Raw genomic sequence first — 20,446 nt, 5'->3', positions numbered from 1 at the left:
CCACTACCTGATGCACCGGTATAACTGGATACGGCCACATCAGTTCAACCAGGGACTGGCACCGGCCGTCGCCGAAGAAAAACTTAACGTAGTGTCCGGGATGGGTTGACCACTACAGAGTGAGGCAGAGGCTCATTGAGCTTTTTTTCAGACAGACCGTGCTTTCCTGCGTTGTGCACCCATACAAAAAACTTAGCACGATAGTTGTTGCACTCAATACTGAGACGTTCGTTTTCTGCCTGAAGTCCGTCCAGCCTCTTCTGCAGAGCCTCAACTCGACTATCGGCTGGAACGGGACGGCCCGCCTCAAGCTGAAGCGAACGCTTACGAAGGTTGAACTCTTGAGTGATTTTCTTATGGTTGGCAAGTGCCTGCCGAGTGTATTCAGCACCGATACCCTTCTTTATGGCGGCAATTAGTAGGTCCCAGGTCAGCTTCCCGGTCCAATCGGAAAGAATCTCATGTACCACTTCGATGACGTCGTCATCAATGACCCTCGCTCTACTTTTTGCCATTTCGCAACCTCTCTAGCAGCTTGTTCTTTTTCGGCTCGCCTAGCTTCTCCTGCCGTAAGAAGGCGACCTGTTCAAATCGGGATGCCGACCGTACTTCGCTAAGGGCAACTAGCGCTCCATCGGCTATGGCTGGGTTCTCCAATATCGATACGAGTTGCTCGCAGTGGACCAGAGTCTTTCGATGATGTACAACCCACCGAGACGCGCCGTACTTTGACTGCTGTTCGGCCGCCTCAGCCTGCGCAAGAAGGACTTCGGTTTCGTCGCGCAGGCGTCGGATATTTGCAAGCTTCACCTGCGCGCCTTTAACGCAGATGTGCTCGTGGCAGTTCAGACAATCTCGATGAATTGGGCAAGGGGACGATGCGAAATCGTGCCTGCACATGCCGTACAGCGTGGCATGAGCCGTACCCGTTATCAGCTTTCCAGTAGCATCGTCGCGGTGCGCTACGACACGAATTTTCGGTATCTCGGTGACGCCCGCAAATAACTGCGCCCCCACAGCGACGGCGATTGCCCTAGTCTTGCTAAGAATTTCACCAGAGGAGACGTGGTCATACGCCGAGTTCTGGGAGGGGTCGGCGCGGCCGGACCACATTGCAATATCCAGCTGAGAAGCACCGTTAGACTGAGCCAAAGTATTAAGATAGTGCCGGGCCTGATGCGAACGCATCTCAAGGGCGGTGCCGTCACGCTCTTTCAAACCGCGCCGCTCGAAGATGGAGTTCGCACTACCACTGCTGCTCAAACGCGATGTGATTTCGCCAGGCGAAATTCTGTCGATAATGCACGAGTAGGCATTCAGCTTCTCGTCAAGGTCAAAGCGGCAGCATATAAACAGACTATCGCTGTACTTCAGTCCAGCTGTAGGCTCGCAGATGTCCTGGGGAAGTTTCCCGAGCACAACCCTTTCAATGTCCTTGAATAGATAGTGCTTCGGTATAACGGGCTTGACCTTTTCGTTGACGCAAAACTTTCTCATAGGCCGCGGCCGACCATAGAGCATTAAGCCAACCTCTTCTTCGTTGACGTATTGCTTTTCACGCAGGTATTCACACTCTGGTAACAGGTAAATCTCGTGCGGATGAGCCTCATACCATAAAGCAGCCTGCCTAGCTTTGCTCGAGGCTTCTTTAATGTTCTTGATAGCCCTACGAGCAACCGACTCCATAGTTGGCAAAATCCATCGCACAGAGTCGTTAAATCCCTTGGAACCAGACTCCCGCAGGCCGTAGTGCGGCTTTTGTTCACTGTCGTATTCGACCTCACACTCGTAAGGCAGCCTTACGACTTCGTTGATACGCTGTGGAAAACAGTACATCACAGCAAGGGCAGAGGTCACGAACAGCTCCGCAAGCGAAGCTGGCGTCTGAAAGATGAATGCTAAGGCTTCGATTGCCTCTTTGGAAGGAAGCTTCTCATCCCTTGCTTTGTCTGCATCGGCACCGACTCGTATACCTGTATCAATCGGTCTTCTGAGCGGATTAACCCAGGCCATCTTCATTTGACACAAGCCCTGTTCGAGCAAGAAGTCGCCTATTTTTTCAAGCTGCCCAGCAATCTTTGGCGCGGTCATGGCCTGATAGTCCCGCTTTATGACTCGACATGCGGCAACGAAGACATCGTATGTCGCGTGATTTACCTTACCATTGAGTCCTTCTATGCATAAAGCATGGTCCAGGACACGCAGGGCGGCAAGCCGATTTGACCAAGTTGTACTTCCCTTGAGGCTCAAAGAGTAGCGGAAATAGGACTTCGCAAAGCCGACAAATCCAAGCGACATGGCCGGAATGTCATTTCGAGACCGCGCGGCGTCGTAACTAGAGAAAATCGCGCGCGACTTTTTGTTAGAGCCCTTAGTGGGGTACGTAGCCGTGATATCCCAGACATCGTCATCAAATTGCAAGTCCACCCCAAAAAGAACAAGCTCGTGACGACAGTACTTTTCGAAAGCCGCCAGGTTATGTTCGGCAGACAACTCGGCCTTAGATTTAAATAGAAGAACATCACTCATCGATTTCTCCTACCAACTCAGCCTTCATACGCGCACATTCATCCATGACGTTCTTGATAGCTATTATCGTCAAATCATTCACAGCCGCCATGCGCTCCCCGCCAATTTCGAGCATATCCTCTCGCTCTTTCGTCAACTGCTCATAGAGTTCGCCGTGTGGGGCATCAACCCACGCTTCGAATTTAGGGCAGGTATAGCAGGCGATAGGGGCATGGAATTGGCAGTTATAAGTTGTGCCGCAGTTGCCTACACCCTTACCGCTATTCTTGTAGTCAATAATCTGACTACTGGAATCTTCGAAGCGTGTCGCATCAGAGAGTTTGGTTATAACTGTTCCGACAAAAGCGTTTGCGATAGGAGCCAAATCCTTTGCCAATTTTTTGTCTAGCCGCTCTGCGATTTCCGGTATAACGGCTACATAACACTTCACGTTTTGCGTATCAACGTGACCCAGAATCTCAGCGATAACCAACTCGCCGAACCCCTCTTGAGCAGCCCGCGTGCCCAGCGTGTCCCTGAAGCGACCGATAACCATGTGCATTGGCTCTGAGGTTCGAGGGCTTATTGGCGCGATTGCTGTCAAGGCTTCTCTAAAGTGTCTCGCGAGGCTGGTCGAGGTCCAATGCTCGGCGAAATCACTGTCCAGTTGTAGCAAACTAGAGTCGATATCGGTCGGAAACATCGGTGCGTTCACGCCGAGTCCTGGATAGCTAGCTTGTACCTCGAGCGCATAAGCAAGGAGCTCATCGCCAAACTGGCGAAGGAGCGGGCGTACCAAAAAATCATCACGAACAACGGCGCCGCGTTGTTTCGCCTTCGGAATCGAGACCTCATATGAAACGGTACCGTCACTGTCCTTTCTAACCACCAAGTCACACACCTTAAGGGCACAATATTGGGAGACTCGCTGTCCAGTCAGCATAGCTAGCCACGTCAAGAAATAGAATTTCGGCACGATTCGACCATTGGCGTAAGCCAAGTTCAAAGCTTGAGAGAGCTGCTGGATTTCAAGCTCCGTAAATGGTCCTTCGATTGGGTCCTGCGTTAACACAGCATGCCCCTTCTTGTTGCCCTTCTTGCGCATACTCTTAAGGAGCTTGACGGCGTCCTTCGACAGCCCGGGCAATCCCAAGTCATCCCACCTCGTAACTAGAGCCGACAAGTGCGTATCAATGCCGAGCCTATTTCGATGATGAGCAACGAAATTCAGGATGTGGGCTTCAGTGACTTGCCCAACTTCGGCAATGGCAGTCAGCTCTATCACGTCGGCCAATCGGCTAAAGCTTCTGTACATATTGACCGCATATGTCGGAGCATTGATTTCAAGAAAGTTGATTAAAACCTGCTTGACGTAAGGGATAAGCAGCGTTACCTGTACAGGTAAATCCGAGAAATTCATATAGACAGTGTAAATTCCATCAACAAATTTCCAGTGCTCTTGGTCCGGATGAAACGTGGCGCCGCTACGAAGACGAACGATCGTGGGAAGCCCGGTGTCGAAGAAATTTCGCTGAGCGGCAGTAGCCATCGGAAAGTTCATTTGTACACTTTCCCTTGCAAGGCCGTCAGAACTTCATTTGCTTTTTGTTCGATATAAGCCTTCGTATAAATTTGGGAGGTTTGCGAACCCTTTCCCCAACCCATAAGATAGTTTTGAATCAACTGAACCAAAGGCGCTTCCATCCCCTCACAAAGTTTCGCGAATCGGTCATTGATAGTGTGGCGCAAGACGTGAGCAGATAGCTGAACGAATTCAGGGAACGCACGGCGGAGAGACGAAAATAGATAATCGATGCCATTTAAAGCCAACTCGTTTCCTTCATCTGAGACAATTAGATACGGGTTGTACCCAGCCAATCGGCGGGTCGGCCGGACGTGTTGTATATAGTGCAGCAATAGCTGGACCATCTCGTCGTTAAGAGGCAGCACCCGGGACAAAGTTTTGGTGGTAGCCGGGCGCCCACGGTCGTCATCTTCATCATCGGTCCTCTTAGCAATGAAGATAAGGCCATTTCGCAGATTTATGTCCTCCAGCTTCACTCCAAGCAATTCGCCCTTACGAATGCCCAAGCCGTACAGCAGTTTCACGACTAGCTGATTGCGATGCCTGACAAATTCGCTCTTCCAGGGGTTACCGGGAAAATCAACATTGGTGACTTCAAAGAGCCGTACATCTGCTTCCTGGGGAAGGCCCTTTCGGTCAGATTTTTTGGGAACCACAGGCTTTTTCAACCTTAACGCATTGAGCGTAAGTTCAGTAGCTTGGTTGAATTCAGATTTTTTGATGGGAAGGTTTTGCAGCCGGGCGCGGCCCGCGAAGTGCTTAAGAAAGACAATGATGTAATGCAAGCGTATAACAGCGGTCTTGGAGCGGACCGACTCCACTTTCGAACGCGTGAATCGCCCTTTCCGACGCCGCGCAACTGCCAGCGAAATGACTCCCGTTGAGGAGTCCGCAAGTGCTTCCTTCCGGGTTTTACAGCGGTCGGAGATAGCCTCTACCTCAGATTGCCTCAGTAACTCGCCAGCACGAGCTCGCTCTACGAGGGAGACCTTCTTCTCGTGAAGGACTTCGTAAAGGAGCTGTACCGCGCGGATTGCAGAGTCGATGGTCTTAGTCTTCAGCGCCTGTCCTCGCAAATGCAGCGCAAAGGCTGCAGCCTCAAAATCTCCAAGCAAAGTAGAACTACTCACAAGCAACGGGAGTCGTTCACCATCCCCGAAGGCAACCAATCGCACCGCATATTCGCTCATTTACGTTTACACTTCTTCAGCTAGGTAATAAAAAATTATACCTTTCAATGAGAAAAATTGTAAACGAAAAAAAGTCCTGCAAATCAATGACTTGCAGGACGTTGTTTACGAATGAGGCTTATTGGGTCCTAGAACGGAATATCGTCATCCATATCAGAGAAGTTCGGTGCTGGCTTCGGTGCCGGGCGTGGGGCCGGGGCCGGAGCTGGACGCGGGGCTGGTGCCTGGCGTGGGGCCGGGGCTTCGTAGCCGCCGCCACCGCCGTAGCTGTCATCGCCACCGCCGGCGTCGCCGCCCATGCCGGAACGGCCGCCCAGCATTTGCATCTGTTCCGCGATGATGTCGGTTGCGTACTTCTCGACGCCGTCCTTGTCCGTGTATTTACGGGTTTGCAGACGGCCTTCGACGTAGACGGACGAGCCTTTTTTCAGGTATTGGCCGACGATTTCCGCCAGGCGGCCAAAGAACGAGATACGGTGCCACTCTGTCAATTCTTTTTGTTCGCCCGTGTTGCGGTCCTTCGATTTGTACGAAGTGGCCACGGCGATGTTGGCGATCGCGTCGCCGCTAGGCATGTAGCGGATTTCCGGGTCACGGCCCAGATTGCCGACGATGATGACTTTGTTGACTGATGCCATGAATAACTCCTGATGAACTGCAGCGGGAGCCGGTGTCCCGCGCGTTAGTTTAGTGTACTAAACGAGGATTATAAGCGACCACGCGACGCAAAGCACCCGCTTTCTGGCGGACGCCATCTCCCGTGCGGTGGCACGTTTTTTTCACGGCAGAGGAAAACAAGAAACTTGAATACTGGTATTATATACAGTATTCAAACGTCAGTACGCATCTGCATCAAACTTTGTCAGGGCACGTTCGCCCGGCGGCGCAATCCGCCCATGGACGCCTCAGGCATGCAGAGCAAAACCCGGCTATAGTTACAGGTTGACCCGTTGTGGCTCCTCATCTGCACCCAGGCACAATGCGCCGGCCGCACCACTCACTGAAAGCAAGGCAATCACATGGAACAGATCCGCATTCGCGGCGCTCGCACGCATAACCTCAAGAATATCAATCTCGATTTGCCGCGCAATAAGCTGATCGTGATTACCGGCTTGTCCGGCTCCGGCAAGTCGTCGCTGGCCTTCGACACCTTGTATGCGGAAGGCCAGCGCCGCTATGTCGAGTCGCTGTCGGCGTATGCGCGCCAGTTTCTGCAATTGATGGAAAAGCCGGACGTCGACCTGATCGAGGGCCTATCACCGGCCATCTCCATCGAACAGAAGGCAACGTCGCACAACCCGCGCTCGACGGTGGGCACCGTCACGGAAATCCACGATTATCTGCGCCTGCTGTATGCGCGCGTGGGCACGCCCTACTGCCCCGACCATCCGGAAAACGCACTGGCCGCCCAGTCCGTATCGCAAATGGTCGATGCCGTGCTGGCCATGCCGGAAGACACCAAACTGATGATACTGGCGCCCGTCGTCGCCAACCGCAAGGGCGAGCACGTGGATCTGTTCGAGCAGATGCAGGCGCAGGGCTTCGTGCGCTTCCGCGTGCAGAGCGGCACGCATGCGGCCAAGATCTACGAAGTCGATGACCTCCCGAAATTAAAGAAAACGGAAAAACACACGATCGACGTCGTCATCGACCGGGTCAAGGTGAACCAGGAGATCAAGCAGCGCCTGGCGGAAAGTTTCGAAACGGCCTTGCGCCTGGCCGATGGCCGCGCCATCGCCTACGAAATGGACACCGCCCAGGAGCACGTGTACTCCAACAAGTTCGCCTGCAATGTGTGTGGTTATTCCCTGCAGGAACTGGAACCGCGTCTGTTCTCGTTCAACAACCCCATGGGCGCCTGCCCCGAATGCGACGGCCTGGGACACATTGAATTCTTTGACCCGAAACGCATCGTCGCGTTCCCGAACCTGTCGCTGGCGTCGGGCGCCGTCAAGGGCTGGGACCGCCGCAACCAGTTTTACTTCCAGATGCTGTCGAACTTGGCCGCGTATTACGAGTTCGACCTGGACATGCCGTTCGAGCAACTGGACTTGAATTCACAGCAAGCCGTGTTGTACGGTTCCGGCAAGCAAGTGATTCCATTTACCTATGTCAACGAACGGGGCCGCACCGTCATCAAGGAACACACGTTCGAAGGCGTGGTCAACAATTTGCAGCGCCGCTACCGCGAGACGGATTCGATGGCCGTCAAGGAAGAATTGGCCAAGTTCATCAATGAAAAATGCTGCCCGTCCTGCGATGGCGCGCGCCTGCGCGTGGAAGCGCGCTTCGTCAAGGTCGGCACCGGCAAACAGCAGCGCGCCATCTATGAGGTGGCGGGAAAACCGCTGCGCGAGACGCTGGAATTCTTTGAAAAACTGAAGCTGACGGGCGCCAAGAAAGAGATCGCCGACCGCGTGGTCAAGGAAATCATTTCGCGCCTGAAATTCCTCAACAACGTCGGTCTCGACTACCTGTCCTTGGACCGCAGCGCCGATACGCTGTCCGGCGGCGAAGCACAACGCATCCGCCTCGCGTCGCAAATCGGCTCCGGTTTGACGGGCGTCATGTATGTGCTCGATGAGCCGTCGATCGGCTTGCATCAGCGCGATAATGACCGCCTGATCGAAACCTTGAAACACTTGCGCGACATCGGCAACAGCGTGCTGGTGGTCGAGCATGATGAAGACGCCATCCGCACGGCCGACTACATCGTCGACATGGGCATCGGCGCGGGCGTGCACGGCGGCGAGATCATCGCCGAAGGCACCCTGCAAGACATTCTCAAGAACAAGAAATCGCTGACGGCGCAGTATCTGAACGGCAAGCTGAAAATCGCCGTGCCCGCCAAGCGCCACGCCAGCAATCCGGAAAAGCAGCTGGTCATTACCGGCGCGACGGGCAACAATCTGAAGAAAGTCTCGCTGAGCTTGCCGGTGGGCTTGATGACCTGCGTCACGGGCGTGTCCGGTTCAGGCAAATCGTCGCTGGTCAACGATACTTTATATCCGGCCCTGTCGCGCCATTTGTACGGTTCGCAGACGGAACCGGCGCCGCACGAATCGATCAGCGGCCTGGAACACTTCGACAAGGTCATTTCCGTCGACCAGGCGCCGATCGGCCGCACGCCGCGCTCGAATCCCGCCACGTACACGGGCTTGTTTACGCCGATCCGCGACCTGTTCTCCACCGTGCCGACGGCCAAGGAACGGGGCTACAGCGCAGGCCGCTTCTCGTTCAACGTGAAGGGCGGACGCTGCGAGGCGTGCCAGGGCGACGGCGTGATCAAGGTCGAGATGCACTTCCTGCCCGACGTCTACGTGCCGTGCGACGTGTGCCACGGCAAGCGCTACAACCGCGAAACGCTGGAAGTGCATTACAAGGGCAAGAACATCACGGAAGTGCTGGGCATGACGGTGGAAGAGGCGCATGAATTCTTCAAGCCCGTGCCCTTGATCGCACGCAAGCTGCAAACCCTGCTCGACGTGGGCCTGGGCTACATCAAGCTGGGCCAGAGCGCCACTACCCTGTCCGGCGGCGAGGCGCAGCGCGTGAAATTGTCGCTGGAACTGTCCAAGCGCGACACGGGCCGCACCCTGTACATCCTCGATGAACCGACGACGGGCTTGCACTTCCACGACATCGACTTGCTGCTGAAAGTCATCCACCGCCTGCGCGACCAGGGCAACACCCTCGTCATCATCGAGCACAACCTGGACGTCATCAAGACGGCCGACTGGATCGTCGACCTGGGTCCCGAAGGCGGCGCCGGCGGCGGGCAGATCATTGCCACGGGCACGCCGGAAGACGTGGCCGTCAACCCGGCCAGCGTGACGGGGAAATACCTGGGGCCGCTGCTGAAGCAATAAGCTGCAGCACTTAAAAAAATGGCGCGGATTGTCCAGACAATTCGCGCCATTTTTTGTTTCCGCGCAAACGTCAGGGTTTGCTCACCTTGTTGGCTTTGGCAGCGCGTTCCAGTTTCGTCTGCATGTAGGCCCAGGAGTACTCAAGCGCCTCATACAGCGCCGTACCGTCTTCCAGCAGGCGCGGCCCAAGCAGGCACATGCCCCGCAACATTTCCGGCGACTGGCCGCGTTGGCCATTCCAGGCTTGCGCCGCCATCGCCTGGACTTTGTAGCGTTCGCCAGCCTTCTGGCGCTGCGTATCGACGGCCTTGCCCTCCTCATCCGTCCACACGGTCTGGAAGAAACGGCCGGCGTCGTCATCGGACCAGATACCGCCTTGCTTCATTTCTGCAAGCATGGCATCGAGTGTCTTGTGATAGCGCGCCTGCTGCTGGCGCATGCGCTCGACATTGCTCTTCAGCCCTGCTTCCAGCGTGACGCCATACTGCCGGGCATACTCGATGTTCTCGCAATCCTGGCGGTGCTCGGCATGAGCGCCGCTGCCGAGCAGGCAGGCGGCCACGGTGCTGATGATGATCGTTTTTTTCATTTTTTGAGCAGGCATAACAGGAAATAATTTCCACGGGACAATTATTATACCGGCAATAAAAAACGGCGCGGATTGCTCATGCAATCCGCGCCGTTTCTCTTTTGATAGCACCCCAGTCATTGCCGGCGTGTCATTTATCGCACGCCAGTCTTTGCCGGCGTGTTTCTCCCCCACTACTAAACGCTTACTCAGCCAAACGCTTTTCCAGCGCCGCCTTGTGATCTGCCAATTCTTGCGGCAGATGATACGCGAGTTTTTCAAACAACTGCGTATGCAATTTCAATTCTTCCACCCACGCGGCCTTGTCGATCGAGGTGATGGTGTCGAACTGTGCTTGCGTGAATGGCAAGCCATCCCAGTTCAGATCGCCATACTGCGGCGTCGTGCCGAACAGGTTTTCCACGCCGCCCGCCTTGCCCTCGATGCGCTCCAACATCCACTTCAGTACGCGCATGTTGTCGCCAAAGCCGGGCCAGACGAATTTGCCTGCCTCGTCCGTGCGGAACCAGTTGACGCAGTAGATCTTCGGCAGGGCTGCCGGGTTGACCTTGCCCACCTTGACGCCCATGTCCAGCCAGTGCTGGAAGTAATCGCTCATGTTATAGCCGATAAACGGCAACATGGCAAATGGATCGCGGCGCACGACACCCATCTGGCCCACGGCCGCAGCCGTCGTTTCCGAACCCATGGTGGCGGCCATGTACACGCCCTCGACCCAGTTGCGCGCTTCGGTCACCAGCGGCACGGTGGTCGAGCGGCGGCCGCCGAAGATGAAGGCCGAGATCGGCACGCCGGCCGGATCGTCCCAGGCCGAGTCGATCACGGGGTTTTGCGTAGCGGCAACCGTGAAGCGCGCGTTCGGATGCGCGGCCTTGGTGCCGGACGCTGGCGTCCAGTCCTTGCCTTGCCAGTCGATCAGGTGGCTTGGCGCTTCCTTGGTCAAACCTTCCCACCACACGTCGCCATCGTCCGTCAGCGCCACGTTGGTGAAGATCGTGTTGTCGCGCATGGAGGCCATGCAGTTGTAGTTGGTTTTTTCGTTGGTGCCCGGCGCCACGCCGAAGTAGCCCGCCTCCGGGTTGATGGCATATAAACGGCCATCGGCGCCCGGCTTGATCCAGGCGATATCGTCGCCGATGGTGGTCACTTTCCAGCCGTTAAAACTTGCCGGCGGGATCAGCATGGCGAAGTTGGTCTTGCCGCACGCCGACGGGAACGCTGCCGCCACGTAATGCTTCTTGCCTTCCGGCGACTCCACGCCAAGGATCAGCATGTGTTCGGCCAGCCAGCCCGGGTTGCTGTCCGATGCTTGCGCTTCCTGGTAGCCCATATTCGAGGCGATGCGCAGGGCGAAACATTTCTTGCCCAGCAAGGCGTTGCCGCCGTAGCCGGAACCGAAAGACCAGATTTCACGCGTTTCCGGGAAGTGCACGATGTATTTGGTGCTGTTGCACGGCCATTTCACGTCTTGCTGACCGGCAGCCAGCGGCGCGCCCACGCTGTGCACGCACGGCACGAACTCGCCATCGGTGCCCAGCACGTCGTACACGGCGCGGCCCATGCGGGTCATGATCTTCATGTTGACGGCGACATACGGCGAATCGGACAGTTCCACGCCGATGTGGGCGATCGGCGAGCCCAGCGGGCCCATCGAGAATGGCACGACGTACATGGTGCGGCCGCGCATGCAGCCATCGAACAGGCCGTTCAAGGTGTGGCGCATTTCGCCAGGCTCGGTCCAGTTATTCGTCGGGCCGGCCGCTTCTTTCGTTGCCGAGCAAATATACGTGCGGTCTTCGACGCGGGCCACGTCGCTCGGATCGGAGCAGGCCAGGTAGGAATTCGGGCGCTTGTCGGCATTGAGTTTTTTCATGGTGCCGCTGGCAACCATGTCGGCGCACAGGCGCTCGTACTCTTCTTGCGAACCGTCGCACCAGTAGATGCGGTCCGGCTTGGTCAGCGCGGCAATGTCGGCCACCCAGTTGATCAGTTTCTGTTGTTTAATATAAGCTGGGACGTTGAGTGCGGCGACGCCACCCATGACAGGCTGATTCATATTACCTCCAATACCAATAAAAGAAATTCTGGTCGTTCCGGCAAGACAGGCAGCATCGTTGAGAGGTGGCTGCGGCTCACTGCGGGCGGTGTGTTCACGCGGGCAGGGCTCTGGTGTCGTGTCCGCCGCGGCGTTCGGGCCAGCGGCATTTACCTGGATCATGCTCCCGAGCTGCAGGAACAGTTTGCGCTATCACTATAATCACGAAGCTTCAAAAGTGCCGGCGATTGTACACCCGCATAACGGCTATTCTCGCAAAAATGTAGGAGAATAGCCTGACTAATGTAGTAGGCTATTCAGCATTTCCCGTATCCTGTTATTTCCCTACCAAATCCTTACTAAAATCGGCCATCCACCATGAAAATTGCCATACTCGATGATTACCAGGATGCCGTGCGCGGCCTCGACTGTTTCAAATTGCTCGATGGACACGAGGTCAAAGTGTTCAGCAATACGGCGCGGGGCCTGGGCCAGCTGGCGATCCGCCTGGCGCCGTTCGACGCGCTGGTGCTGATCCGCGAACGCAGCAGTTTCAATCGTGCCTTGCTGTCGAAACTGCCGAATCTGAAACTGATTTCGCAAACGGGCAAGGTCAGCGGACACATCGATGTGGCGGCTGCCACGGAACTCGGCATCGCCATCGCGGAAGGCATCGGCTCGCCCACGGCGCCGGCCGAACTGACGTGGGCGCTGATCATGGCGGCACAGCGCAAGATCGTGCCGTACGCACAACATTTACAGGAGGGGCTGTGGCAGACGTCGTCGCTGGAGCCAAAGCGCAATACGCTCGGCACGGTATTGAAAGGGCGCACCCTGGCGATCTGGGGCTACGGCAAGATCGGTCAATTGATCGCCGGCTATGGCCGCGCCTTCGGCATGACCATCCTCGTGTGGGGCAGCGAAGCGAGCCGCGCAGCGGCCGTGGCCGCCGGCGATACGGCGGCGGCATCGCGCGAGGCCTTCTTCGAGCAGGCCGACGTCTTGACCCTGCATCTGCGACTGTCCGACAAGACACGCGGCCTGGTCACAGCCGAAGACCTGGCGCGCATGAAACCGACGTCGCTGTTCGTCAACACCAGCCGCGCCGAACTGGTGATGGAGGGCGCGCTGGAAGCGGCGCTGCCGCAGGGGCGCCCGGGCGCCGCCGCGCTCGACGTATTTACGGACGAGCCGCTGCCGCCAGGCTCGCCATTGCTGCTGCTGCCGAACGTGCTGGCCACGCCCCACCTGGGCTACGTCGAGCGTGACAGCTATGAACTGTATTTCCGCTACGCCTTGCAAAACATCGTTGATTTTGCGCAAGGTCAATGCACGCGCCTGCTCAATCCCGAGACGCTGGCACATGCGCGCCAAGCCCCTCAGGAGCGCTGAAAGCCCTTGAGGAGGTCCGGCTCGCCCGTGATGCGGATGGCGGGCGCGGGCAGCACGTGCCGGCCGCGCCACAGGCCGGACCAGCCTGGCGGCCAGGCGATGTCCGGCCCGCCGTACGGCGCCACGCCGGCGCGCACGGCCACCACCGGCACGGGCGGCATGTCTTGCAAGGGCTCGCCTGGCGCGCGCTGCATGTCCAGGCTGTACATATAGTCAGGCAACAAGGCATCGCAGACGCGGCCAAACCACTCGCTATGGTCGTCGTCGCGTCCCAGCGCCTGCGCCAGGCCTTGCGGATCGAAGCGGGCCAGCGCATCGATCAGCTCGCCCGTGGTGGCGCCGGGAGAGTCTCCCCAGCCCATCACGGGGTTGACGTTGTAGTCGGCGCCCGAACCGTACCAGCCTTCGCGCCAGGGCCGTTGCATCCAGTCGCGCGGCCCCGTAAACAAATGCCAGCGCCAGTGCAGGCCGGACGGCTTGGGCCAGGAATACAGATACAGTTTCTGATAGCCGGCCTGGTGCAGTTCGCGCACCATGGCCATCAGGCGCGCGTGCGGCATGCGGTCGGGCGGCGCGCGGCGAAACAGGATCGCTTCGCCATCGGCGAACTGCACGTCGTCGGTCGACAGGTTCAGGTCCAGGGTCCGCGCTTCGCTGCCGAAACGGGCGGCGATCCAGCCCGTCAGCAAATTGACGGACGTGATCACCCCGTAACCGCGGTGGCGGTGAAAAATGACGGTGCCGGGAGCGAGCGCTTTCATACGGAGTCGGGGGTGGCTGGCAAGCAAAGAAACCAGTGTACTCACAGATGGCCGAATTTTCCAGATGTGGCGCGGTAGCAGGGCGGCAAGCACGCCGTCCCATCCGCAGCGGCATTCACGCAACGCTGCCAATCCACGCTATCATGCGCGTCATTCTCCACTGACATCGTGACCACATCATGACATTGCGCATACTCGCCACCGGCGGCACTTTCGACAAACACTACAACGAATTGAACGGTACCCTGGGCTTTTCCGACAGTCATTTGCCGGCAGCGATTGCCCGCGCGCGCATGACGGCGCCCGTGGCGCTGGAACAATTGCCCCTGCTCGACTCGCTCGACATGCAGGATGCGGACCGCCAGCGCGTGCTCGCCTCGTGCCGCGCGGCACAGGAAAAGGCCATTGTCATCATCCATGGCACCGACACCATGCGCGAAACGGCGCAAGTGCTGGGCGCGGCGAACCTGCAGCAAACGGTCATTTTGACGGGCGCCATGATTCCCTACGAAATCGACAACTCCGACGCCCTGTTCAACCTGGGCTTTGCCTGCGGCGTGGCGCAAACCTTGCCGGCCGGCGTCTACGTGGCCATGAATGGCCAGATCTTCGCCTGGGACAACGTGCAAAAGAACCGCGCCGCCGGCGTATTCCAGCCCTTGTAAGCGAATGGCAGGACAGGGCGCAACAACAGATCGGCACACACTCTGACTGACACTCTGTCACAATTCGACCAGCCCGTTTCAACGGGCTTTTTTACGTTTTTTACATTGTACAAATTCTGCAAAGCAATCCGACACGGTTGAGGTGCATTTTTTCTTGCTGAGACGACATACTGTTTGCCTCAACAAGTCAAAAGTACATTTATAACAATATTTCGCCATGTAGTCTTCCACCTTCCACCGACGTGGTACCGCCTACCGTACACGCCTTCGCAGGCCCTCTACCCGATGGCCCGAGCGGTGCTCGTGTACTGCTTGTCGTTATTAAAACTACTACGGGGTAATTGCTAGAATGGCATTAAAGAAAAAATGGGCGTGCGCAGCGTACGCCTGACCCTGACCGTTCTGGCAGGCGACGTCTTGTTCTCCGGCCAATACCATGGCGGACGAAACAATTCAAAAAGTTGAAATTACCGGTTCGAGTATCAAGCGTATGGCTGTCGAAGGCGCCTTGCCTGTACAGCGCCTGTCGCAAGAAGCGATCGCCAAATCGGCGCCACTTCGGTTGCCGACCTGATCCAGGCCCTGCCAGCCATGCAAGGCTTCACCATCGGCGCAGTCGCAGCAGGTTCCGACTCGGGTGGCAATACCAGTGCTTCGCTGCCCGGTATCGGCGAGTCCTACCCCCTGGTACTGCTGCATGGCCGCCGCATCGTGCCACAAGGCTCCCGCACCACGGTCATTTAGGCAGCGCAACAGGGCGATATCAAATCGGTCACGGCCAACTTCCCCAGCAGCGACTTCGGTGTGCGTGCAAGCCAGACCGTTACCCAGACCAAGCACATGGTGGTTGGCGTGGAAGGCGGACTGGGCGCGTGGAACTTCGAGAGCGGCCTGACCTGGTCGCAAAACTCGATCGACGAGCGCTACACAGGCGGCTACGCGACAAATCAGGGCTGCAATGACATCCTGGCCAATCCGGATTTCGATGCGTTCGCGTTGGGCCAAAAAGCCATTCGTGCAAGCGCAATTCGTCGGCTCCGTGCGTACCGCATCGACCACGATGCGCGGCATCGACACGCACGGTTCGCGTGAGTTGTTCTCCTTGCCAGGCGGCAAGGCCAGCCTCGACATCGGCGGCGACTACCGCACCTACCGCTATGAGCAGTCGCCAGGCGCCACCAGTGACGACATCTACAGCTTCAACACGAAGACCGCCTACAACATGAGCGGCGACACCTACGGCGCGTTTGTCGAGTTGCTGGCTCCGCTGACGAAATCGTTCGAAATGCACGTCGGTGGCCGTTACGATGCTGTCAAGGCGATCGATGACAAGCCGAACAAAAAAATTGTCGGCAAAAAAGACAGCGCCAATACCTACAAGGTAACGGCACGCTGGCAGCTGGTACAAACCGTGCTGATCCGCGATTCCTACGGCACGGGCTTCAAGGCGCCAAGCATGCTGGACACCGCTCAGCCACTGGTCAATGCCGCCTTTACCGCCAAGAAATTTACCTGCCCATGGCCAGGTACCGAGTTCTGCTGCGGCGAACCAATTCAAGACAACGCCGTATCGGAAGGCAACCCGGAACTGCAATCGGAAAAATCGAAACAGTTCACCCTGGGCTTCCGTGTCGGGCCTAGCGCGGCCTTCTCGTTCGGCGCCGACCTGTGGGATGTGAAACTGCACAATACCGTCTCGTCAATCACCGAACATCAGGCATTTGGCGATCCGGTCAATATACCTGCAACATGCACTTCTTCGGCGACACCAACAAAGTCACGTTCCGCAACCTGATGAAGCTGACGACGACCCTCGATACGGGCCGCCTGAGCAACGCGGTCACGGTCAACTACCGTAACGGCTACACCGACGCAGCCGCTGCCGTATATGACGTAGCGGCCGCAAAAGAAGTGAAGGGTTTCCGCCTGCAAGTACCGTCGTACACGACGTTCGACTGGCAAGCACGTTTCGCCTTTGACAAGCAAACCACGATACGCGCAGGCATCAAAAACTGTTCGACCGTGCACCGCCGCTGTCGCTGCGCGCTTCATCTGGCCACCAGGTCGGTTTCGACCCACGTTACGCCGATCCAATGATGCGTTCGTTCTACATCACCGGCAACTACAAATTCTAATGTGACGTTTTGAACGAGCTTGTCCGAAAGCGCCTTGCACTTCACCGTACAAGGCGCTTTTTTCTTGTCGCACAGCTATTTTGTTACCTGGACATTCAGATAACGGTAATGGCTCTCACCGTAATCTTTCGATAACGTACGCAATTGTATGGCGACGCCCAGATCATGCAGCAAAGCACTCTCAACCACGTACGCAGTTTCCTGCGAGGTGCAGACAAAGCGGGTCGCTTCGCCTTGCAAACTGGCGAAAATCGTACTGGCCTGTAACGTATCCTGCACTTCACATAGCGTGGTCACGTGCTCTGGCCGCTCGCCCGGCTTGGCAGGCACATTAGTTGTGGTCATATTGGCCTGAAAGCGGGTACCCGGGGACAAACTCGCCGGCAGCGACAGCGACAGGCTGGAGGTGGCCAGATAACTGTTGCGGACATCGCCCTTCTCTGCGGCCCGCAACTGAAACAGGCCCGCAACCTCCAAGCGCTGCATCGTAAAGGTACGGTAATGCTCGCTCGTCACGACCAGGCCATCGCGCTCGCGCAAGTCATGCTCGACCACCGTGGTCCCTTCAGGTTTGCCGGCAGAGATGGACTGCCGGGAAAAATGCAGCGTCTTGAATCGCGGCTGCCACAGCGGCGCCGCCGCCAAGGCCGCTTGCGCCGCCGCCAACACCTGCGGCGGCAGCGGCGCACTGTCAAACGCGCCCGTGGCATTTGGCGGCGGCGGATACTCGCTCGCATCGATGTCGGGGCGCGCCTCGCGCAGCAGAGCGCCGTCGACACCGCCTTGCAGCGAACAGCCGACGCGCACGACGCCTTGCAGCTCTTCGTGCGGTTCGATCAGGAACACGCGTTCGACCTTGTCCCGTCCGGCCGCCACGCCGGAGGCGGACGCAAACGCCTGCCAAGGCCCGCCGGGCAGGCGCACGTCGGAGCGCACATACGCGCCGTCATCGGCGCGCATGCGCCGGGCATCGTGAATCAGAGGCTGCAATTGCCCATACACCGCGTCGACCTTGCCGGCGACGAGAAAGCCCCAGCTGTAATAGCGGCCCAGGCCGCCCAGATCCGACGCTTCATCCGTATAGCCGAGCAAGGTCAAGCCGCCAGCGCGCAAGGGCGCGGCAAACAGCACACTATTGCCCTTGGCCTGATAACGGTTGGGCACCCTGATCCAGCTGGTATCGCCGCGCGTGGCCAGCGGCACGCTGCCGGCCAAGGCCGCGCTGTCCTGCTGCAAGCTGCGGAAAAAAGAGGCATCGCAAGCGCTCAGCTCGCGCAAGGTAGTGTCGGATAGTTGCGCCTGGGCGGTGGCCATCTGCGTGGCCGCGAGAATAAGGACGGCGCAACAGCGCTGGAAATACTTGTGCATGAGTGAATGTAGAAATAATCAATGTCAGGATAGTAACGATATCACAGCAATATTATTTCCACATGGCAAATTTTAATGTGCTGTCGCCAGCTTTGCTCAATGCAAAACGGCCCGCCGGGCAATGCCAGCGGGCCGTCCGTCACGCATACATGCTGGTGCTTACGCCGTCGCTTCGCCGCCCAATGCCTCGACCACGTCGGCCATCAGCTTGCTCAGCTCGCCCGTCATCAGCATCACGTCGCCGTCAAAACGCTCTTCGTCGTTCTTCGTGCTCGATTCCGTTTCCTTGATCACGTCCAGCGGCTTGACGCTCTTGATGGCCAAGGACTCCGTCAACACGAACGAGATCTTGTCGTTCCAGGTCATGGCCAGGCGCGTGCACTGCTTGCCGGCGGCGATGTGGCGGCGCACGTCGTCCGCTTCCAGCGTATGGCGCACATAGCGCACGGTGGCCTTGCTTTCGCCTGTGGCGCGCAATTCCGTGTCCATGTCGACCGTGAAGCCGGCAGGCGCGTCATCCGCCTGCAGCCACTCCGTCATCACCGCCACGGGCGAGCGCTGCACGCGCAGGCTTTCCAGCGGCAATTTATCCACGGCTTTCAACAGCAGCTTGATGACTTCATCGGCTTTCGCCGGGCTGGCGGCATCGACCACCAGCCAGCCATTGACGGGGTCGATCCACGTCCAGACGTTGCTGCGGATGCTGAAGGCGCGCGGCAACAGTTCGTCGGCCACGCGTTCCTTCAATTCTTTCATGGCTTTCTTGCCAGGCGCAAAGCCTTGTGCTTCTTCCATCTCGGCGGCGCGGGCCTTGGCCACCTGGTTGATGACGGTCGCCGGCAACAGTTTCTTTTCCGTGCCCAGCAAGATCAACATCTGTTTGTTGACCACGTGGACCAGGCCGCCGTTCGGGCGCGGCGTATCCCAGCCCTGGCGCATCAGATCCATGCTGGTCGCCGGCGTAAATTTGTTCGAGGACAAGGCCTCTTCCAGTTGTTCTGGCGTATAAGCCCACGGTGCGGGCAGGCGGTAAATCTGAAGATTCTTGAACCACATAGTTTTTGTCTTCCGTTTGTTTCAGTAGTGCCAGGGGAACGCCATTCTACACTTTCGACACGGGAATGCCGTCAAAAGCGCGGACTGGCGCGGTGTTGTTGATACATGGGGAACGCCGCTACAGGGCGGGAAACAGCTCCGCCTGGGCTGGCGCCTGGCGCGTCACGACGGCCGGATCGGACAAGGTCGAGATGCGCACGCCCAGCAGGCGAATTTTCTTGTCAAATGGCACGCGCCGCAAGCAATCGCGGCTGGCGCGCAGGATGGCGGCGGCATCCGCCGTGGCGCTGGGCAGGGTGATGTCGCGCGTAACGGTGCTGAAATCCTCGAAGCGCAGCTTGATGCCCACCGTGCGCCCCGCCAGCGACTGTTTATCCAGGTCGCCCGCCACGCGCGTGCACAGGCTTTCCAGCTTTTCCGACAGGGTGGCGCGGTCGCGCACCACCTGCAAGTCGCGCTCGAACGTCGTTTCGCGGCTGACGGACTTGGTTTCCCGGCTCGTCTGCACGGGCCGTTCATCGATGCCCAGCGCCGCCTGGCGCAGCCAGCCCGTGTACAGGTCGCCGAACTGCGTGCGCAGCATGGCCAGATCGGCCCGGGCCAGCTCGCCGATGGTATGGACGCCCAGCGCTTCCAGCTTGGCCGTCGCCTTCGGGCCGATGCCGTTGATCTTTTTCGCCGGCAAGGGCCACACGCGCGTTTCGATATCCTCGGGCGACAAGATGGTCAGGCCGTCGGGCTTTTCCAGGTCGGAACAGATTTTTGCCAGCAATTTGTTGGGCGCCAGGCCGATCGAGCACGACAGCCCGGTCGCCTCGAACACGGCCGCCTTCAGGCGCGCCGCCATGGCCGGCGCCCGCTCGCCGTACTCGGTGAGGTCGACATAGATTTCATCGATGCCCACGTTCTGGATGATGGGGCACAGCTGGGCCACGGCCTGCTTGAAGCGGGCCGAATATTCGCGGTAAGCCTCGAAGTCGGCCGGCAGCAGGATGCTGTCGGGCGCCAGCTTGGCCGCCTTCATGATGCCCATGGCGGAAAACACGCCGAAGGCGCGCGCCGCATAGGTCGACGTGGTGACGACGCCGCGCCCCACATAGTCGCGCATGCGCGCAAACTGCCGCGTGCCATCTTCCTGCAGCACGGGCTGCTGCAGGCGCCCGCCGCCGATGACGACGGCTTCGCCGCGCAATTCCGGATATTTCAACAGTTCCACGGAGGCGAAAAAGGCATCCATGTCCAGATGGGCTATCCAGCGGCGCGGTTCAGGCAATGTAGGGGCAGATGTAGTCA

18 protein-coding genes are annotated in these 20,446 nt (G+C 58.1%); 7 read left to right on the top strand and 11 right to left on the bottom strand.

All coding sequences use genetic code 11. The annotated features are described in order from the left end of the window. Positions 1-83 precede the first annotated feature (83 nt). The 5 genes from ACQ4W4_RS22585 to ssb all read right to left on the bottom strand — a co-directional run bounded on the left by ACQ4W4_RS22585 (position 84) and on the right by ssb (position 5,921). Complete coding sequence (locus tag ACQ4W4_RS22585; protein WP_436543852.1) at positions 84-515, bottom strand: coiled-coil domain-containing protein; 432 nt, start codon at positions 513-515, stop codon at positions 84-86. Further along, positions 502-2,529: an integrase gene (locus ACQ4W4_RS22580; protein ID WP_436543851.1), complete on the bottom strand. Its 2,028-nt coding sequence runs from the start codon at positions 2,527-2,529 to the stop codon at positions 502-504. Before ACQ4W4_RS22580 ends, ACQ4W4_RS22585 begins: the two co-directional genes overlap by 14 nt. Beyond that, a complete protein-coding gene (locus ACQ4W4_RS22575; protein WP_436543850.1) occupies positions 2,522-4,069 on the bottom strand; it encodes a site-specific integrase in 1,548 nt (515 codons plus the stop codon). Before ACQ4W4_RS22575 ends, ACQ4W4_RS22580 begins: the two co-directional genes overlap by 8 nt. Next, positions 4,066-5,283 carry a tyrosine-type recombinase/integrase gene (locus tag ACQ4W4_RS22570; RefSeq protein ID WP_436543849.1) on the bottom strand — a complete coding sequence of 406 codons (1,218 nt, stop codon included), beginning with the start codon at positions 5,281-5,283 and terminating at the stop codon, positions 4,066-4,068. The genes ACQ4W4_RS22575 and ACQ4W4_RS22570 overlap by 4 nt, the downstream gene beginning before the upstream one ends. A gap of 128 nt (positions 5,284-5,411) precedes the next feature. Next, positions 5,412-5,921, bottom strand: a complete 510-nt coding sequence (gene ssb, locus ACQ4W4_RS22565) for a single-stranded DNA-binding protein (protein WP_034781209.1) — start codon at positions 5,919-5,921, stop codon at positions 5,412-5,414. 381 nt (positions 5,922-6,302) lie between these two features. On the opposite strand from ssb, the gene uvrA reads away from it, so the two are divergent. Beyond that, positions 6,303-9,152 carry an excinuclease ABC subunit UvrA gene (uvrA, locus tag ACQ4W4_RS22560; protein ID WP_436543848.1) on the top strand — a complete coding sequence of 950 codons (2,850 nt, stop codon included), beginning with the start codon at positions 6,303-6,305 and terminating at the stop codon, positions 9,150-9,152. Positions 9,153-9,222: 70 nt separating this feature from the next. Here the strand turns inward: uvrA and ACQ4W4_RS22555 are convergent, their stop codons facing one another. Beyond that, complete coding sequence (locus ACQ4W4_RS22555) at positions 9,223-9,915, bottom strand: hypothetical protein (protein WP_436543847.1); 693 nt, start codon at positions 9,913-9,915, stop codon at positions 9,223-9,225. Positions 9,916-9,925: 10 nt separating this feature from the next. Beyond that, positions 9,926-11,797 (bottom strand): phosphoenolpyruvate carboxykinase (GTP), encoded by a 1,872-nt coding sequence (locus ACQ4W4_RS22550; protein WP_436543846.1) that lies wholly within the window; start codon positions 11,795-11,797, stop codon positions 9,926-9,928. A 357-nt stretch (positions 11,798-12,154) separates the two neighbouring features. Between ACQ4W4_RS22550 and ACQ4W4_RS22545 the strand changes: the two genes are divergently transcribed. Beyond that, entirely contained in the window at positions 12,155-13,168 is a 1,014-nt protein-coding gene (locus ACQ4W4_RS22545) for a D-2-hydroxyacid dehydrogenase family protein (RefSeq protein ID WP_436543845.1), read from the top strand. Here ACQ4W4_RS22545 and ACQ4W4_RS22540 read toward each other — a convergent pair. Further along, a complete protein-coding gene (locus tag ACQ4W4_RS22540) occupies positions 13,156-13,929 on the bottom strand; it encodes an L-asparaginase (protein WP_436543844.1) in 774 nt (257 codons plus the stop codon). The genes ACQ4W4_RS22545 and ACQ4W4_RS22540 overlap by 13 nt on opposite strands. A 179-nt stretch (positions 13,930-14,108) precedes the next feature. Here ACQ4W4_RS22540 and ACQ4W4_RS22535 point away from each other — a divergent pair, with 179 nt between their 5' ends. The 5 genes from ACQ4W4_RS22535 (at position 14,109) to ACQ4W4_RS22515 (ending at position 16,691) form a co-directional block, all read left to right on the top strand. Continuing rightward, the gene (locus tag ACQ4W4_RS22535; protein ID WP_034781194.1) at positions 14,109-14,594 is read left to right on the top strand and encodes an asparaginase domain-containing protein; all 486 of its coding nucleotides are present in this window, start codon (positions 14,109-14,111) and stop codon (positions 14,592-14,594) included. 436 nt (positions 14,595-15,030) lie between these two features. Further along, positions 15,031-15,168: a hypothetical protein gene (locus tag ACQ4W4_RS22530; protein WP_436543843.1), complete on the top strand. Its 138-nt coding sequence runs from the start codon at positions 15,031-15,033 to the stop codon at positions 15,166-15,168. A 230-nt stretch (positions 15,169-15,398) separates the two neighbouring features. Further along, positions 15,399-15,686, top strand: coding sequence for a hypothetical protein (locus ACQ4W4_RS22525; RefSeq protein ID WP_436543842.1), 288 nt, complete (start codon positions 15,399-15,401; stop codon positions 15,684-15,686). Continuing rightward, positions 15,655-16,389: a TonB-dependent receptor gene (locus ACQ4W4_RS22520; RefSeq protein ID WP_436543841.1), complete on the top strand. Its 735-nt coding sequence runs from the start codon at positions 15,655-15,657 to the stop codon at positions 16,387-16,389. The genes ACQ4W4_RS22525 and ACQ4W4_RS22520 overlap by 32 nt, the downstream gene beginning before the upstream one ends. Further along, positions 16,344-16,691 carry a hypothetical protein gene (locus ACQ4W4_RS22515; protein WP_436543840.1) on the top strand — a complete coding sequence of 116 codons (348 nt, stop codon included), beginning with the start codon at positions 16,344-16,346 and terminating at the stop codon, positions 16,689-16,691. Before ACQ4W4_RS22520 ends, ACQ4W4_RS22515 begins: the two co-directional genes overlap by 46 nt. Before the next feature lie 113 nt (positions 16,692-16,804). Here the strand turns inward: ACQ4W4_RS22515 and ACQ4W4_RS22510 are convergent, their stop codons facing one another. The 3 genes from ACQ4W4_RS22510 to dinB all read right to left on the bottom strand — a co-directional run bounded on the left by ACQ4W4_RS22510 (position 16,805) and on the right by dinB (position 20,426). Beyond that, the gene (locus ACQ4W4_RS22510; RefSeq protein ID WP_436543839.1) at positions 16,805-18,007 is read right to left on the bottom strand and encodes a hypothetical protein; all 1,203 of its coding nucleotides are present in this window, start codon (positions 18,005-18,007) and stop codon (positions 16,805-16,807) included. A 249-nt stretch (positions 18,008-18,256) separates the two neighbouring features. Next, positions 18,257-19,153 (bottom strand): recombination-associated protein RdgC, encoded by an 897-nt coding sequence (locus ACQ4W4_RS22505; RefSeq protein WP_034754435.1) that lies wholly within the window; start codon positions 19,151-19,153, stop codon positions 18,257-18,259. A 118-nt stretch (positions 19,154-19,271) separates the two neighbouring features. Then, positions 19,272-20,426, bottom strand: a complete 1,155-nt coding sequence (gene dinB / locus ACQ4W4_RS22500) for a DNA polymerase IV (protein ID WP_436543856.1) — start codon at positions 20,424-20,426, stop codon at positions 19,272-19,274. Between the last annotated feature and the right edge of the window lie 20 nt (positions 20,427-20,446).

Source organism: Janthinobacterium glycogeni (assembly GCF_051380725.1).
Taxonomy (GTDB): Bacteria; Pseudomonadota; Gammaproteobacteria; order Burkholderiales; family Burkholderiaceae_D; genus Janthinobacterium.
The sequence above is the reverse complement of the archived record's forward strand: the minus strand, read 5'-3'. Positions and strand labels throughout refer to the sequence as shown.

Coding starts and splice junctions, on each gene's coding strand:
- ACQ4W4_RS22585 (WP_436543852.1), bottom strand. CDS start 515: ATGGCAAAAAGTAGAGCGAGGGTCATTGATGACGACGTCATCGAAGTG.
- ACQ4W4_RS22580 (WP_436543851.1), bottom strand. CDS start 2,529: ATGAGTGATGTTCTTCTATTTAAATCTAAGGCCGAGTTGTCTGCCGAA.
- ACQ4W4_RS22575 (WP_436543850.1), bottom strand. CDS start 4,069: ATGAACTTTCCGATGGCTACTGCCGCTCAGCGAAATTTCTTCGACACC.
- ACQ4W4_RS22570 (WP_436543849.1), bottom strand. CDS start 5,283: ATGAGCGAATATGCGGTGCGATTGGTTGCCTTCGGGGATGGTGAACGA.
- ssb (WP_034781209.1), bottom strand. CDS start 5,921: ATGGCATCAGTCAACAAAGTCATCATCGTCGGCAATCTGGGCCGTGAC.
- uvrA (WP_436543848.1), top strand. CDS start 6,303: ATGGAACAGATCCGCATTCGCGGCGCTCGCACGCATAACCTCAAGAAT.
- ACQ4W4_RS22550 (WP_436543846.1), bottom strand. CDS start 11,797: ATGAATCAGCCTGTCATGGGTGGCGTCGCCGCACTCAACGTCCCAGCT.
- ACQ4W4_RS22545 (WP_436543845.1), top strand. CDS start 12,155: ATGAAAATTGCCATACTCGATGATTACCAGGATGCCGTGCGCGGCCTC.
- ACQ4W4_RS22540 (WP_436543844.1), bottom strand. CDS start 13,929: ATGAAAGCGCTCGCTCCCGGCACCGTCATTTTTCACCGCCACCGCGGT.
- ACQ4W4_RS22535 (WP_034781194.1), top strand. CDS start 14,109: ATGACATTGCGCATACTCGCCACCGGCGGCACTTTCGACAAACACTAC.
- ACQ4W4_RS22530 (WP_436543843.1), top strand. CDS start 15,031: ATGGCGGACGAAACAATTCAAAAAGTTGAAATTACCGGTTCGAGTATC.
- ACQ4W4_RS22520 (WP_436543841.1), top strand. CDS start 15,655: ATGCGCGGCATCGACACGCACGGTTCGCGTGAGTTGTTCTCCTTGCCA.
- ACQ4W4_RS22515 (WP_436543840.1), top strand. CDS start 16,344: ATGCACTTCTTCGGCGACACCAACAAAGTCACGTTCCGCAACCTGATG.
- ACQ4W4_RS22505 (WP_034754435.1), bottom strand. CDS start 19,153: ATGTGGTTCAAGAATCTTCAGATTTACCGCCTGCCCGCACCGTGGGCT.